Raw genomic sequence first — 14,015 nt, forward strand, 5'->3', positions numbered from 1 at the left:
TTGAGAGACAGCCTCAAATCCCTTCGCCGGCGTTATCCGGATCAGGTTCGACGGGTATTATCTCAGCGCACATCAGTGATGCAGCACCCCGTTGAGAACGGCGCTATTGTAATGATTTGGTGAATATTACGAAAGCGTTATGGCTCCGGCGGCGCAAACCACGCGGATTTAAAATCAAACCAGCCCAGGGTATTCATTCGCAGGCCGCGCATGCTGCGCTGACCCTGGATCAGCAGCCAGTGGTGAATCAACGGTACGATCGTCTGCCCGGCCAGCAGCTCCTGACACCAGGCGGCCAGATCCATTTCTCCTGCCCGCCAACGTGCGGCGTCTCGCTGCCAGTCCCGATTGATACAGTGCTGAATCAGGGGCACTTCATACAGGTGAGAGAAGAGCGAAAAATCAAGCGGCAGCGTGAAGTTCGCACTGTTGAGCCAGATATCGCTGATAACATCTCCACGGTGCCATTCATCATAGTCCACTTCCTGTATCGCCAGCGTCACGCCCTCGGCTGCCAGCAGCTTACTCATGATCCTTGCGATAAACCGGTGTTCAATGTGATCGCGATAGTAGCTGAGGGTGATGGTCTCCAGTCCGGCAGGTTTTTCACTGCGTACTGGCTGCGCATGGTGCCAGCGCGGAAGCAGGCCATAGGCCGGGAACCACCAGGTCTGGTATTGCTCCTCTGCGTGATAAATCAGGTTAGCGGGCGCCAGAACATGGCTGATCCACCTGCGTACGTCGTGATTCGCCCCGCGATGGCTGCGGCTATCGAAGAGCAGGTAGTAGCAGCCCTCCTCCAGGCGGCTTTCGAACGCCTTTTCACCGGCTGTTGGCCCTTCCAGCGTCAGGCCTGCGCTCAGCTCTTCGTTGAGATCCGGTAGCACCCAGACGTTGACTTCGTCGATCAGCGCCCTATAGCCAAAGTAATCATCAAAGGCGCGGATCTTCAGCTGATTACTGTTGTTCCGTGAAACGGAGTAGGGGCCCGTACCAATCGGCTGGCTGGAAAAATTGTTCAGGGATCGCCACTCGGCAGGCAGGATCATCGAGGGCACGTAGCCCAGAAGCCACGGAATCCATTTGTCCGGCTGCGATAGCTCAATATCCAGGGTCCAGGCCGTTGGGGAGTGGATCCGCGCGATATGCGAATAGAGCGGCAGCGTGCGGGCGCGCTCTAAGGAATCGATAACGTCGCGCATCTCCAGCTCGCGTCCATGGTGGAAATGAATGCCGGGGCGTAAAAAGAAGCGCCAGTGCAACGGAGACACCTGTTGCCAGTGATGGGCAATATCCGCTTCCAGTTCCCCGTTTTCCTCATTTATCCGCGTCAGACCGCTAAAAATCTGCCGGGCCATGTGGGTTTCAGAGCGACGTAACGCCGTACCGGGCAACAGATTTTTCATTGGGCGATAGTAAAGCACTCGCAGAATGTGGCGTCCCTGACGAAAGCTGCGTCCCAGATGCGAGACCAGCATCTGGCGCACGGCGGCTTTATCGCCCACCAGCTGGACCAGCTGATCGATGCGGTCTTGCTCCAGCAGATCCTCCGCCCGCTGTTGCTGCAACGCCAGGCCGGTATAGAGGAAAGTCAGGCGCGAGCGCTTACCGCGTCCGGCTTCGGCCTCCCAGTTTAGCCAGCCCTGCTGCTGCATGGTGTTAAGGAGGGTACGCATATGACGCCGGGAGCAGTTGAGGAGCTCAGCCAGCTCGTTCAGCGTGGTCTCCTGCGATTGCCCCTCGCAGCACTGCCAGAGGCGGATAAATTGTTGTTGCAGACGACCAGAAGGCATAAAAGAGGAACTCCTGACAAAAAATCAGCAATTTATTAATCCCTATATTAAGCCAATAATCCTTATCGATGAAGCGAGGAGGTAAATTATGAAGAGGTCTACCGCACGTCAGTTTTATCAGCACTATTTTTCAGCGACAAAGGGAGTGTCCTGGCTGGCCCGCCAGTGCGCAGAGCAGCGGCTGAGAATACTGGAAGATCTGATGCAGTGGGACGTTACGAAACCGACCTCTTCTCGCTAACTCGCCTCGATCATGTGTGACTGAGTATTGGTGCTAATCACCCGCCAGCAAAATGTTTTTGCTGGCTTTTTTCGTTTACTATTTCACCCAATTTCGATTCGCTTTCATAAGGACTTGCGCATGCTCTGGTTGATGACGATGGGGCGACGCCTGAACGGCGTGTACGCCGCTTTTATGCTGGTGGCCTTCATGATGGGCGTGGCCGGTGCGCTACAGGTGCCGACGCTGAGCCTGTTTCTCAGTCGTGAGGTTGGGGCGCAGCCATTTTGGGTAGGCCTGTTCTACACCGTCAACGCCATTGCCGGGATCCTCGTCAGCCTGTGGCTGGCGAAACGATCCGACAGCCAGGGCGATCGCCGCAAGCTGATCCTCTTTTGTTGCGCCATGGCCGTGGGCAACGCGTTGCTGTTTGCCTTTAATCGTCACTACCTGACGCTTATCACCTGTGGCGTGCTGTTGGCCTCTCTGGCGAACACCGCCATGCCGCAGCTCTTCGCCCTGGCCCGGGAGTACGCCGACAACTCGGCGCGGGAAGTGGTGATGTTCAGCTCGGTGATGCGTGCGCAGCTCTCTCTCGCATGGGTCATCGGCCCCCCGCTGGCGTTCATGCTGGCGCTGAACTACGGTTTCACCGTCATGTTCACCATCGCGGCGGGAATTTTTGCCATCAGCCTGGCGCTGATTGCCTTTGTGCTGCCATCGGTGGCGCGCGTAGAGCAGGTGACGGACAAGCCCATCACCCAGGTAAGCGGCTGGCAGGATAAAAACGTCCGCATGTTGTTTATCGCCTCCACGCTGATGTGGACCTGCAACACCATGTACATTATCGATATGCCGCTGTGGATCAGCAGCGATCTGGGACTGCCCGACAAGCTCGCGGGGATCCTGATGGGCACCGCTGCCGGGCTGGAGATCCCGGCGATGATTCTGGCGGGTTACTACGTAAAACGTTTCGGAAAGCGTCGGATGATGGTCGTCGCCGTGGCGGCTGGGGTAGTGTTCTACGCGGGGTTAATCCTTTTCCATTCGCGGGAAGCTTTGCTGGCGTTACAGCTATTTAACGCGGTATTTATCGGAATCGTTGCCGGGATCGGCATGCTCTGGTTCCAGGATTTAATGCCGGGGCGAGCAGGCTCCGCGACCACGCTGTTTACTAACAGTATCTCTACCGGCGTGATTCTGGCAGGGGTGATTCAGGGGGCGCTGTCGCAAAGCTATGGACATGCATCCGTGTACTGGGTGATCGCAGCGATCTCGGTCATCACGCTTGTATTAACGTGCCGGGTTAAAGACGTTTGATTCTGGAAGGCGGCTTCACGAAATGAAACGATTTTCTGACAGGAGCAGAGAAGGCGCATAGAGTGCGTGACGGGTGCTTGAGGCTGTTTGCCTCAGGCTTTCGCAAGAGGCAAACAGTGGAGAGTCCCACATCAAAAAACTGATGGGGAGACAAACTTCACAACCAACATTGCGAGGTTAGTCTCTTCATTGCCGAAAAGCAATAAGGAGGCTGGAATGCCAAAACGTACTCTGCTGTTAGGTTTGTTTCTGATCTGTACGACGTTGTTGATCTTCACCTGGATGGTGCGCGACTCGCTGTGTGAGCTGCACTTCAGACAGGAGAAAACAGAGCTGGCGGCAGTGTTGGCTTACGAAGCAAAACGTTAGCGGTATTGGCGGGGTTTTTCCCCGCCTCTCCAGAGTGGTTACGCCTCAACGCACCCTTATCAATGGCCCGCGCCCTGCGGGCCATTGCCTTTAGCCCATAAACGCAGGCTGTTTTTTCTCGTAGGTGGAGATAGCCTCTTCGTGTTGCAGCGTCAGGCCAATGCTATCCAGACCGTTCAGCATGCAGTGGCGACGGAACGCATCAATGCTAAAGCTGTAGGTCTTGTCACCGGCTTTCACCACTTCTGCTTCCAGATCCACTTCAAACGACATCCCCGGATTTGCCTGCACCAGCGCAAACAGTTCATCGACCTGTTCGTCACTAAGCGTCACCGGCAGCAGCTGGTTGTTGAAGCTGTTGCCGTAGAAGATATCCGCGAAGCTTGGGGCGATAACCACTTTAAAACCGTAGTCGGTCAATGCCCATGGCGCGTGTTCACGCGACGATCCGCAGCCAAAGTTTTCCCGCGCCAGCAAAATGGAGGCGCCTTTGTATTGCGGAAAGTTCAGGACGAATTCCGGGTTCGGCACTTCGCCTTTATCATCGAGGAAGCGCCAGTCGTTGAACAGATGCGCCCCAAAACCCGTGCGCGTCACTTTCTGCAAAAACTGTTTAGGAATGATCGCGTCAGTATCGACGTTAGCGGCGTCCAGCGGGACAACACGGCCCGTATGTTGGGTAAATTTCTCTGCCATGATTGTCTCCTTATTTCAGGCTGCGAATATCGGCGAAATGACCGGTGACTGCCGCAGCGGCGGCCATTGCCGGGCTGACCAGATGGGTACGCCCACCGCGGCCCTGACGGCCTTCAAAGTTACGGTTGCTGGTGGAGGCACAGCGCTCGCCCGGATTCAGGCGGTCGTTGTTCATCGCCAGACACATGGAGCAGCCGGGCAGGCGCCACTCGAAGCCTGCTTCGATAAAGATCTTATCCAGACCTTCCGCTTCCGCCTGGGCTTTCACCGGACCGGAGCCCGGCACAACCAGCGCCTGCACGCCCGGTGCCACTTTGCGGCCTTTTGCAATTTCTGCCGCAGCGCGTAAATCTTCGATACGGGAGTTAGTGCAGGAGCCGATGAACACTTTATCAATGCTCACGTCGGTCAGCGGTACGCCGGGTTTCAGTCCCATATAGGCCAGCGCCTTTTCCGCACTCGCGCGCTCGACCGGATCGGCGAAGGAAGCCGGGTCAGGAATGCAGTCGTTGACGGAAATGACCTGGCCCGGGTTGGTGCCCCAGGTGACTTGCGGGGCGATCTCTTCCGCCTGCAACGTCACAACGGTATCAAAAATTGCCCCCTCGTCCGTTTTCAGGGTTTTCCAGTACGCAACCGCGTCGTCAAAATTCTGTCCTTTCGGCGCATGAAGACGCCCCTTCACATAGTTGAAGGTGGTGTCGTCTGGGGCCACCAGGCCTGCTTTGGCACCCATCTCAATGGCCATGTTGCACAGGGTCATACGACCTTCCATGCTCAGCGCCTGAATAGCGTCGCCGCAGAACTCAACGACGTGACCGGTACCGCCTGCACTGCCGGTTTTGCCGATAATCGCCAGCACGATATCTTTCGCGGTGATACCCGGCGCGGCTTTCCCCTTCACTTCAATCTTCATGGTTTTGGCGCGGCCCTGCTTCAGGGTCTGCGTTGCCAGAACGTGTTCCACTTCAGAGGTGCCAATCCCGAACGCCAGGGCGCCAAATGCGCCGTGCGTCGCGGTGTGGGAGTCGCCGCAGACAATGGTCATGCCCGGCAGAGTAATACCCTGTTCAGGCCCCATTACGTGGACGATGCCCTGATAGGGGTGGTTCAGATCGTACAGCTCCACGCCAAACTCGTTACAGTTCTTAATCAGCTCCTGCATCTGGATACGCGCCATCTCGCCAGATGCATTAATGTCTTTGGTCTGGGTGGAAACGTTGTGATCCATCGTGGCAAAGGTTTTACCCGGCTGACGCACCGGGCGCTTGTGCGCACGCAGGCCGTCAAATGCCTGAGGAGACGTCACTTCGTGTACCAGATGACGGTCGATGTACAACAGTGGGGTTTCGTCTGGCGTCTCGTAAACAACGTGCGCATCAAACAACTTCTCATATAACGTCTTAGCCATGATTACACCCCTTCAGCGACATAGCGGGCAATGATGTCGCCCATTTCATCGGTACTGACTGCCGCCGTGCCGCGTGCTAAATCACCGGTACGGACGCCTTCTTCTAACGCCCGGTTAATGGCGTTTTCAATTGCGGTTGCTGCATCGCCTGCATCCAGGCTGTAGCGCAGCAGCAGAGCCAGGGAGAGGATCTGCGCAATCGGGTTGGCGATGTTTTTGCCTGCGATATCCGGCGCGGAGCCCCCCGCCGGTTCGTACAGGCCAAAGCCTTCTTCGTTCAGGCTGGCCGAGGGCAGCATGCCCATGGAGCCAGTGATCATGGCGCATTCATCAGAGAGAATATCGCCGAACAGGTTGGAGCACAGCAACACGTCAAACTGAGACGGATCTTTGATCAGCTGCATCGTTGCGTTGTCGATATACATATGCGACAGCGCAACGTCCGGGTACCGCTTAGCGACTTCACTGACGATTTCGCGCCACAAAATGGAAGACTGGAGCACGTTCGCTTTATCAATAGAGGTCACTTTACGGCGGCGTTTGCGCGCTGACTCAAACGCGATATGGGCGATACGTTCAATTTCAAAACGGTGATAGACCTCGGTATCAAACGCTTTCTCATGCTGACCGCTGCCTTCGCGACCTTTTGGCTGACCGAAGTAGATGCCGCCGGTCAGCTCACGCACGCAGAGAATGTCGAAACCGTTGGCCGCGATATCCGCACGCAACGGGCAAAACTCTTCCAGCCCCGGGTACAGCTTCGCCGGACGCAGGTTGCTGAACAGTTTGAAATGTTTACGCAGCGGCAGCAGCGCACCGCGCTCCGGCTGCTCTGCTGGCGGCAAATGTTCCCACTTAGGGCCGCCCACGGAGCCAAACAGCACGGCATCGGCATTTTCACAGCCTTCCACAGTGGCTTTCGGCAATGGTGTACCGTGGTTATCAATCGCAATACCGCCCACATCGTAGTGGCTGGTGGTAATTTTCATCGCAAAACGCGAACGAACGGCTTCCAGTACTTTCAGCGCCTGTGCCATCACTTCCGGGCCAATACCGTCACCCGGCAACACAGCAATATGGTAATTCTTCGACATCACACGGTTTCCTTGTTGTTCTCTTTATTCTGAGCTTTGCGTTGCAACTCTTTTTCGACTTCGGCGGCGCGCCAGATGTTGTTCAGGACATGCACCATCGCTTTCGCGGAGGATTCGACGATATCTGTCGCCAGACCCACACCGTGGAAGCGGCGACCGTTATAATTGACGACGATATCCACCTGACCCAGGGCGTCTTTACCGTGCCCTTTAGCCGTCAGGTCGTATTTCACCAGCTCTACGTCGTACTCAGTGACGCGGTTAATCGCCTGGTAAATGGCATCCACAGGGCCGTTGCCGTTGGCGGCTTCCGCTTTAATTTCATCCCCGCAGGCCAGCTTCACGGAGGCGGTGGCGATGTCGCTTGAGCCGGACTGGACGTTGAAGTAGTCCAGACGGAAGTGCTCTGGCTCTTCCTGCTGTTTGTTGATGAATGCCAGCGCTTCCAGATCGTAATCGAACACCTGGCCCTTCTTGTCCGCCAGCTTCAGGAAGGCGTCGTACAGCTGATCCATGTTGTAATCGCTGTCCTTGTAGCCCATCTCTTCCATACGGTGCTTCACTGCCGCGCGACCAGAGCGTGAGGTCAGGTTCAACTGAACCTGGTTCAGACCGATGGATTCCGGAGTCATGATTTCGTAGTTTTCACGGTTCTTCAGCACGCCATCCTGGTGAATACCGGAAGAGTGAGCGAACGCGCCCGTACCGACAATCGCTTTGTTGGCCGGGATCGGCATGTTGCAAATCTGGCTGACGGTCTGGCTGGTGCGCCAGATTTCGTTGTGATTGATGCGTGTGTGCACGTCCATGATGTCTTTGCGCACTTTGATCGCCATGATCACTTCTTCCAGCGAACAGTTGCCTGCGCGTTCGCCGATGCCGTTCATCGCGCCTTCTACCTGACGCGCGCCGGCGTGCACCGCCGCGATAGCATTGCCAACGGCCAGGCCCAGGTCATCGTGGGTGTGTACAGAGATAATGGCTTTATCAATATTTGGTACGCGGTCATACAGACCAGTAATGATGTTGGCAAACTCAAACGGCATGGTGTAGCCGACGGTATCCGGGATGTTGATGGTTCTGGCTCCGGCATTAATAGCGGCTTCCACTACACGGGCCAAATCGTCAATCGGCGTGCGGCCTGCATCTTCACAGGAAAATTCCACGTCGTCAGTGTAGTTACGCGCCCGTTTAACCATATACACCGCACGTTCGATCACTTCATCCAGCGTGCTGCGCAACTTGGTTGCAATGTGCATGGGGGAGGTGGCTATAAAAGTATGGATACGGAAAGCTTCTGCAACTTTCAGGGATTCCGCGGCCACATCGATATCTTTCTCAACGCAGCGAGCCAGAGCGCACACGCGGCTGTTTTTGATGGTGCGGGCGATGGTCTGCACTGACTCAAAATCACCCGGCGAGGAGACAGGAAAACCGACCTCCATTACGTCTACACCCATGCGTTCCAGGGCCAGCGCAATTTGCAGTTTTTCTTTAACACTCAGGCTCGCCTGTAATGCCTGTTCACCGTCACGTAAAGTAGTATCGAAAATAACGACTTGCTGGCTCATGGGTTAGGTCCTTGTCAGTCTTAGGGCGCCTTGCTACGAGCATAAAAAAACCCGCGCAGTGGCGCGGGTTTTTAGTTTTACTGAAGACGATTCAACGCTGAATTTCGCCCGCCAGTCTACCGCGCACAGTGGATGCGTTTAGTAGTAGTAGACCGGTGAAACGAAGGGTGCGAATCATGAATCCTGCTCCAGGTGAATGCGATATGCTTTTAGTGGTACTGGATACGCCGACTCATGTCAACCCCTCCCCGACAAAACGGGGACCCAACGCAGGGAGAATACATTAGCTAATTGTGCTGGTTTTTGCGTGGCTAACCGATTTTATTGTCTATTATTGGACTGGGGATTCATCTCTGGAATAATTTGAATATAATTGGTAGCAATTGAACATACTATTTTCATCAACATGCTATGAAATGGAATGTGTTTCATATCATTGATTTATAGACTTCATGAATGATTTACGGGTAAGTAAGTTATCAAAATTGATATCAATTTGTTAATGAATATGCGTTGTATACTATTAATAGTTTAATAACGCTTAAGTCATTATTAATGAGAGCGTTGATTGTGTATTTGTCTGGTTTATGGTTTCATGCTCACAATAAAGTTTGAGATATCTTTTGAACGATTTTTAACTCTTCATTTATGGGGTGCGTAAAGCCGCTCGGTGAATGGGGCTCTTTATATATTCCGAATTTTAAATAATTTCCTTTCGCTTGTTGTATATGCATGGTAAATCATATTTTTCGAAGTTATTACTGTACCTGGGCAAAGGGAATTTAGCGTGACGGTGGAGTCAGAAATGCCAGAAAATAATATTAACCAACCACAGACTTATGATGGGGTTAAGCCTCAGTTACGCACAGTGGATCTTAACTTGTTAACTGTATTCGATGCAGTGATGCAGGAGCAGAATATTACGCGAGCAGCGCAATCTCTGGGAATGTCTCAGCCTGCCGTGAGTAATGCCGTAGCCAGACTTAAGGTGATGTTTAACGACGAGTTATTCGTTCGTTATGGGAGGGGAATTCAGCCCACAGCGCGTGCATTTCAGCTATTCGGTTCGATTCGTCAGGCGCTACAGCTGGTTCAAAATGAACTTCCCGGTTCGGGCTTTGAACCCTTAAGCAGTGAGCGGGTTTTCCATCTCTGTGTTTGCAGTCCGTTAGATAATTATTTGACGTCTGTTATATATAATAAAGTTGAACAGATCGCCCCAAATATTCATCTCGTTTTTAAATCATCATTAAATCAAAACACTGAACACCAGCTTCGTTATCAGGAAACAGAGTTTGTTCTGGGATACGAAGAGTTCCGCCGTCCAGAGTTTGCCTGTGTTCCGTTGTTCAAAGACGAAATGGTGTTAGTCGCCAGTAAAAAACATCCCCGTATGAATTCGCCGCTGCGTGAAAACGATGTTTACAGTGAGCAACACGCCGTTGTTGCTCTTGACAGATATGCCTCATTCAGTCAGCCGTGGTATGACACCGCCGATAAACAAGCCAGCGTGGCTTATCAGGGAATGGCCATGGTCAGCGTATTAAATGTCGTTTCTCAGACGCAGTTAGTCGCTATTGCGCCGCGCTGGCTTGCTGAAGAGTTCTCCGATTCACTAAATCTGCAAATTTTACCTCTGCCGCTCAAGCTTAATAGCCGTACCTGTTATCTTTCCTGGCATGAGGCTGCGGGTCGGGATAAAGGGCATCAGTGGATGGAAGAGCTGCTGATCAATATTTGCCGTCGCTAGGTTCTGGTGAATAAACCGCATGGCGTCATGCGGTTTATTCTGCGGTTTTTAAAACTGGCGATATTATGTTCTGTGTTCGTTTTTTCAGTTACTTATGCATGCTCAAAAATAGATGATTTCCTGATCCATCCTCTTTTTAAGAGATGAATTATTATTGTCTCCACTCATACCAGACGAATTCACCATATTCGTGTCTGTCAGCTGTTTTTTCTGCTTTTATTGCCCATTCCCGCATCCCGTTTGCTAATTGCCTGCCTCATAACGAGCGGTTAAGGTATCCATCACTCTGCACATTATAAGATGGGTTTACCCTGTCAGAAGACGGCGCGGAAATGAATTCTGTAGACCGTCTATAACAAAAGCCTGGAGGCAAAGCATGGAGATGTTGTCTGGCGCGGAAATGGTCGTCCGATCGCTTATCGATCAGGGCGTGAAACAAGTGTTCGGCTATCCCGGAGGCGCGGTTCTCGATATTTACGACGCGCTGCACACGGTAGGCGGTATTGATCATGTTCTGGTTCGTCATGAACAGGCTGCTGTGCATATGGCTGACGGCCTGGCCCGCGCCACGGGCGAAGTGGGTGTTGTGCTGGTCACTTCCGGGCCGGGGGCGACCAATGCCATTACCGGCATAGCGACTGCGTATATGGACTCTATTCCACTGGTCATTCTTTCCGGACAGGTGGCGACGTCGCTGATTGGCTATGATGCGTTTCAGGAGTGCGACATGGTGGGGATCTCACGCCCCGTGGTGAAGCACAGCTTTCTGGTTAAACAAACTGAAGATATCCCGGGCGTACTGAAAAAAGCCTTCTGGCTGGCCGCCAGCGGTCGTCCTGGGCCAGTGGTTGTCGATCTGCCAAAAGATATTCTCAATCCGGGGAATAAACTGCCTTACCTTTGGCCTGAGTCGGTGAGCATGCGTTCGTATAATCCGACCACGCAAGGGCACAAAGGACAGATTAAACGTGCGCTGCAAACGCTGCTGGCTGCGAAAAAACCGGTGGTCTATGTGGGGGGAGGCGCCGTCAATGCAGCCTGCGAAACGCAACTACGCGAACTGATCGAGAAGCTTAATCTTCCTGTCGCGTCATCACTGATGGGGCTGGGGGCGTTCCCTGCCACGCATCGGCAGGCGCTGGGGATGCTGGGTATGCACGGCACCTACGAAGCCAATATGACGATGCACAATTCTGACGTGATTTTTGCCGTCGGCGTGCGTTTTGACGATCGCACCACGAACAACCTGGCGAAATACTGCCCGAATGCGACGGTGCTGCACATTGATATCGATCCTACTTCTATCTCTAAAACGGTGCCGGCGGATGTGCCGATCGTGGGAGACGCACGACAGGTGCTGGATCAAATGTTGGATCTGCTGGCGCAGGAGACCGCCTCTCAACCGCTGGACGAGATCCGCGACTGGTGGCAACAAATCGAGCAATGGCGTGGCCGTCAGTGCCTTAAATACGACACGCAAAGTGAGAACATCAAACCGCAGGCGGTGATCGAGACGATCTGGCGTCTGACTAATGGCGATGCGTATGTCACTTCTGACGTGGGCCAGCATCAGATGTTTGCTGCGCTGTATTACCCGTTTGATAAACCGCGTCGCTGGATCAACTCAGGCGGGCTCGGCACGATGGGCTTTGGTTTGCCCGCCGCGCTGGGGGTAAAGCTGGCGTTGCCAAACGAAACGGTTATTTGCGTAACGGGTGACGGCAGTATACAGATGAATATTCAGGAACTTTCCACTGCGCTGCAATATGAACTGCCAGTGCTGGTGCTGAACCTGAATAACGGTTACCTCGGCATGGTAAAACAGTGGCAGGATATGATTTATTCGGGCCGTCACTCCCAGTCCTATATGAAATCACTTCCGGACTTTGTCCGTCTGGCTGAAGCCTATGGTCATATTGGCATGCGGGTAACCAATCCGTCAGAGCTGGAAGCGAAGCTCGGCGAAGCGCTTGAGCACGTTAAAAACAATCGCCTCGTCTTCATGGACGTTATCGTCGATGGCACAGAGCACGTTTATCCGATGCATATTCGTGGCGGTGGTATGGATGAAATGTGGTTAAGCAAAACGGAGAGAACCTGATATGCGCCGGATATTATCTGTATTACTGGAAAATGAGTCGGGCGCACTGTCGCGGGTTATTGGGCTCTTTGCCCAGCGCGGCTATAACATTGAAAGCCTGACCGTGGCACCGACCGATGACCCTACGCTCTCGCGCATGACGATCCAGACTGTCGGCGATGCGAAAGTGCTTGAGCAGATCGAAAAGCAATTGCACAAGCTGGTGGACGTACTGCGCGTCAGCGAGCTGGGGCAGGGTGCTTACGTCGAACGTGAAGTGATGCTGGTGAAAATTCAGGCCAGCGGTTACGGCCGTGAAGAGGTCAAGCGCAACACGGATATTTTCCGTGGGCAGATTATTGACGTCACGCCTTCTATATATACTGTCCAGCTTGCCGGAACGAGCGATAAGCTGGACGCTTTCCTGGCCTCTGTCAGGGATGTGGCAAAAATTGTTGAAGTTGCGCGCTCTGGCGTTGTTGGCCTCTCGCGCGGCGATAAAATCATGCGTGAGTAGCGCAATAGGTTCGCCTCTTTCAGCCCGGTAGCCAAAGCCGGGCTTTTTTTTGCGTAATCCGCCGACAACGCAGACAAAAGCGGTTGCCGTGAAGGCTATTCTGCGTTTAGATGTTAAAATATTTAACCATAACCTTGACAGGGCCATGGACTCTTTTCTTTTTTTGAGGGGCAATTGTGAAACTGGATGAAATCGCCCGGCTCGCCGGCGTGTCGAGAACCACGGCCAGCTATGTGATTAACGGTAAAGCAAAGCAGTATCGTGTCAGCGATAAGACCGTTGAGAAAGTGATGGCAGTCGTTCGTGAGCATAATTACCATCCGAATGCTGTCGCCGCAGGTTTACGTGCCGGGCGCACCCGCTCTATTGGCCTGGTGATCCCGGACCTGGAAAACACCAGCTATACCCGCATCGCCAACTATCTGGAACGTCAGGCTCGTCAGCGGGGCTATCAGCTGTTGATTGCCTGCTCCGAGGATCAGCCCGACAACGAGATGCGCTGCATTGAGCATCTGCTGCAACGTCAGGTTGATGCCATCATCGTGTCGACCTCTTTACCACCCGAGCATCCGTTCTATCAGCGCTGGGCGAACGATCCGTTCCCGATAGTGGCGCTGGATCGTGCGCTCGATCGTGAACATTTCACCAGCGTCGTGGGTGCCGATCAGGACGATGCAGAAATGCTGGCTGCCGAGCTGCGTACCTTCCCGGCTGAAACGGTGCTGTATCTTGGCGCTTTGCCTGAACTTTCGGTAAGCTTCCTGCGTGAACAAGGGTTCCGTACGGCATGGAAAGACGATCCGCGTGACGTTCATTATCTCTATGCCAACAGTTATGAGCGCGAAGCGGCTGCCCAGCTGTTCGAGAAATGGCTGGAAACGCACCCGATGCCGCAGGCGTTGTTTACCACCTCGTTTGCTCTGTTGCAGGGAGTGATGGACGTGACGTTACGTCGCGATGGCAAGCTGCCATCCGATCTGGCGATTGCTACCTTCGGTGATAACGAACTGCTCGACTTCCTGCAATGCCCAGTGCTGGCCGTGGCTCAGCGTCACCGCGACGTCGCCGAGCGCGTGCTGGAGATTGTTCTGGCAAGCCTGGATGAACCCCGCAAGCCGAAACCCGGACTTACGCGTATCAAACGTAATCTCTATCGGCGCGGAATTTTGAGCCGCCATTAATATTTCCACAGGG

General features: G+C 53.7%; 13 protein-coding genes and 1 riboswitch. Of the genes, 7 read left to right on the top strand and 6 right to left on the bottom strand.

Annotated features, from left to right (window positions below; translation table 11 throughout):
- A riboswitch (TPP riboswitch) is annotated at positions 1-101 on the bottom strand.
- Between the two features lie 36 nt (positions 102-137).
- Positions 138-1,793: an HTH-type transcriptional regulator SgrR gene (gene sgrR, locus L350_RS08965; RefSeq protein WP_032625468.1), complete on the bottom strand. Its 1,656-nt coding sequence runs from the start codon at positions 1,791-1,793 to the stop codon at positions 138-140.
- Between the two features lie 88 nt (positions 1,794-1,881).
- Between sgrR and sgrT the strand changes: the two genes are divergently transcribed.
- The 3 genes from sgrT to L350_RS08950 all read left to right on the top strand — a co-directional run bounded on the left by sgrT (position 1,882) and on the right by L350_RS08950 (position 3,702).
- Positions 1,882-2,034 (top strand): glucose uptake inhibitor SgrT, encoded by a 153-nt coding sequence (gene sgrT / locus L350_RS08960; protein ID WP_003856388.1) that lies wholly within the window; start codon positions 1,882-1,884, stop codon positions 2,032-2,034.
- Between the two features lie 120 nt (positions 2,035-2,154).
- Positions 2,155-3,333, top strand: a complete 1,179-nt coding sequence (locus tag L350_RS08955) for a sugar efflux transporter (RefSeq protein ID WP_032625470.1) — start codon at positions 2,155-2,157, stop codon at positions 3,331-3,333.
- Between the two features lie 216 nt (positions 3,334-3,549).
- Positions 3,550-3,702: a Hok/Gef family protein gene (locus tag L350_RS08950; protein ID WP_010427008.1), complete on the top strand. Its 153-nt coding sequence runs from the start codon at positions 3,550-3,552 to the stop codon at positions 3,700-3,702.
- Between the two features lie 90 nt (positions 3,703-3,792).
- Here L350_RS08950 and leuD read toward each other — a convergent pair whose 3' ends face one another.
- The 5 genes from leuD to leuL form a co-directional block, all read right to left on the bottom strand.
- Positions 3,793-4,398, bottom strand: a complete 606-nt coding sequence (leuD, locus tag L350_RS08945; RefSeq protein WP_022647032.1) for a 3-isopropylmalate dehydratase small subunit — start codon at positions 4,396-4,398, stop codon at positions 3,793-3,795.
- Between the two features lie 10 nt (positions 4,399-4,408).
- Positions 4,409-5,809, bottom strand: a complete 1,401-nt coding sequence (gene leuC / locus L350_RS08940) for a 3-isopropylmalate dehydratase large subunit (protein WP_032625472.1) — start codon at positions 5,807-5,809, stop codon at positions 4,409-4,411.
- Between the two features lie 2 nt (positions 5,810-5,811).
- Entirely contained in the window at positions 5,812-6,903 is a 1,092-nt protein-coding gene (leuB, locus tag L350_RS08935) for a 3-isopropylmalate dehydrogenase (RefSeq protein ID WP_032625475.1), read from the bottom strand.
- The gene (gene leuA, locus L350_RS08930) at positions 6,903-8,474 is read right to left on the bottom strand and encodes a 2-isopropylmalate synthase (protein WP_022647035.1); all 1,572 of its coding nucleotides are present in this window, start codon (positions 8,472-8,474) and stop codon (positions 6,903-6,905) included. The genes leuB and leuA overlap by 1 nt, the downstream gene beginning before the upstream one ends.
- A 91-nt stretch (positions 8,475-8,565) precedes the next feature.
- Positions 8,566-8,652: a leu operon leader peptide gene (gene leuL / locus L350_RS24875; RefSeq protein WP_057979999.1), complete on the bottom strand. Its 87-nt coding sequence runs from the start codon at positions 8,650-8,652 to the stop codon at positions 8,566-8,568.
- A 627-nt stretch (positions 8,653-9,279) separates the two neighbouring features.
- Here leuL and leuO point away from each other — a divergent pair.
- The 4 genes from leuO (at position 9,280) to cra (ending at position 14,002) form a co-directional block, all read left to right on the top strand.
- Positions 9,280-10,224 carry a transcriptional regulator LeuO gene (leuO, locus tag L350_RS08925; RefSeq protein WP_032625477.1) on the top strand — a complete coding sequence of 315 codons (945 nt, stop codon included), beginning with the start codon at positions 9,280-9,282 and terminating at the stop codon, positions 10,222-10,224.
- Positions 10,225-10,600: 376 nt separating this feature from the next.
- Positions 10,601-12,325, top strand: a complete 1,725-nt coding sequence (gene ilvI, locus L350_RS08920; protein WP_032625479.1) for an acetolactate synthase 3 large subunit — start codon at positions 10,601-10,603, stop codon at positions 12,323-12,325.
- 1 nt (position 12,326) lies between these two features.
- The gene (ilvN, locus tag L350_RS08915) at positions 12,327-12,821 is read left to right on the top strand and encodes an acetolactate synthase small subunit (RefSeq protein WP_001252742.1); all 495 of its coding nucleotides are present in this window, start codon (positions 12,327-12,329) and stop codon (positions 12,819-12,821) included.
- 176 nt (positions 12,822-12,997) lie between these two features.
- Positions 12,998-14,002, top strand: coding sequence for a catabolite repressor/activator (cra, locus tag L350_RS08910; RefSeq protein WP_003856369.1), 1,005 nt, complete (start codon positions 12,998-13,000; stop codon positions 14,000-14,002).
- Positions 14,003-14,015 lie beyond the last annotated feature (13 nt).

Origin of the sequence: Enterobacter sp. MGH 4 (genome assembly GCF_000534735.1) — a bacterium.
Lineage (GTDB): Bacteria > Pseudomonadota > Gammaproteobacteria > Enterobacterales > Enterobacteriaceae > Enterobacter > Enterobacter intestinihominis.

Excerpts from the sequence above, each read along its gene's own strand:
- sgrR (WP_032625468.1), bottom strand. The coding sequence starts at position 1,793 with ATGCCTTCTGGTCGTCTGCAACAACAATTTATCCGCCTCTGGCAGTGC.
- sgrT (WP_003856388.1), top strand. The coding sequence starts at position 1,882 with ATGAAGAGGTCTACCGCACGTCAGTTTTATCAGCACTATTTTTCAGCG.
- L350_RS08955 (WP_032625470.1), top strand. The coding sequence starts at position 2,155 with ATGCTCTGGTTGATGACGATGGGGCGACGCCTGAACGGCGTGTACGCC.
- L350_RS08950 (WP_010427008.1), top strand. The coding sequence starts at position 3,550 with ATGCCAAAACGTACTCTGCTGTTAGGTTTGTTTCTGATCTGTACGACG.
- leuD (WP_022647032.1), bottom strand. The coding sequence starts at position 4,398 with ATGGCAGAGAAATTTACCCAACATACGGGCCGTGTTGTCCCGCTGGAC.
- leuC (WP_032625472.1), bottom strand. The coding sequence starts at position 5,809 with ATGGCTAAGACGTTATATGAGAAGTTGTTTGATGCGCACGTTGTTTAC.
- leuB (WP_032625475.1), bottom strand. The coding sequence starts at position 6,903 with ATGTCGAAGAATTACCATATTGCTGTGTTGCCGGGTGACGGTATTGGC.
- leuA (WP_022647035.1), bottom strand. The coding sequence starts at position 8,474 with ATGAGCCAGCAAGTCGTTATTTTCGATACTACTTTACGTGACGGTGAA.
- leuL (WP_057979999.1), bottom strand. The coding sequence starts at position 8,652 with ATGATTCGCACCCTTCGTTTCACCGGTCTACTACTACTAAACGCATCC.
- leuO (WP_032625477.1), top strand. The coding sequence starts at position 9,280 with ATGCCAGAAAATAATATTAACCAACCACAGACTTATGATGGGGTTAAG.
- ilvI (WP_032625479.1), top strand. The coding sequence starts at position 10,601 with ATGGAGATGTTGTCTGGCGCGGAAATGGTCGTCCGATCGCTTATCGAT.
- ilvN (WP_001252742.1), top strand. The coding sequence starts at position 12,327 with ATGCGCCGGATATTATCTGTATTACTGGAAAATGAGTCGGGCGCACTG.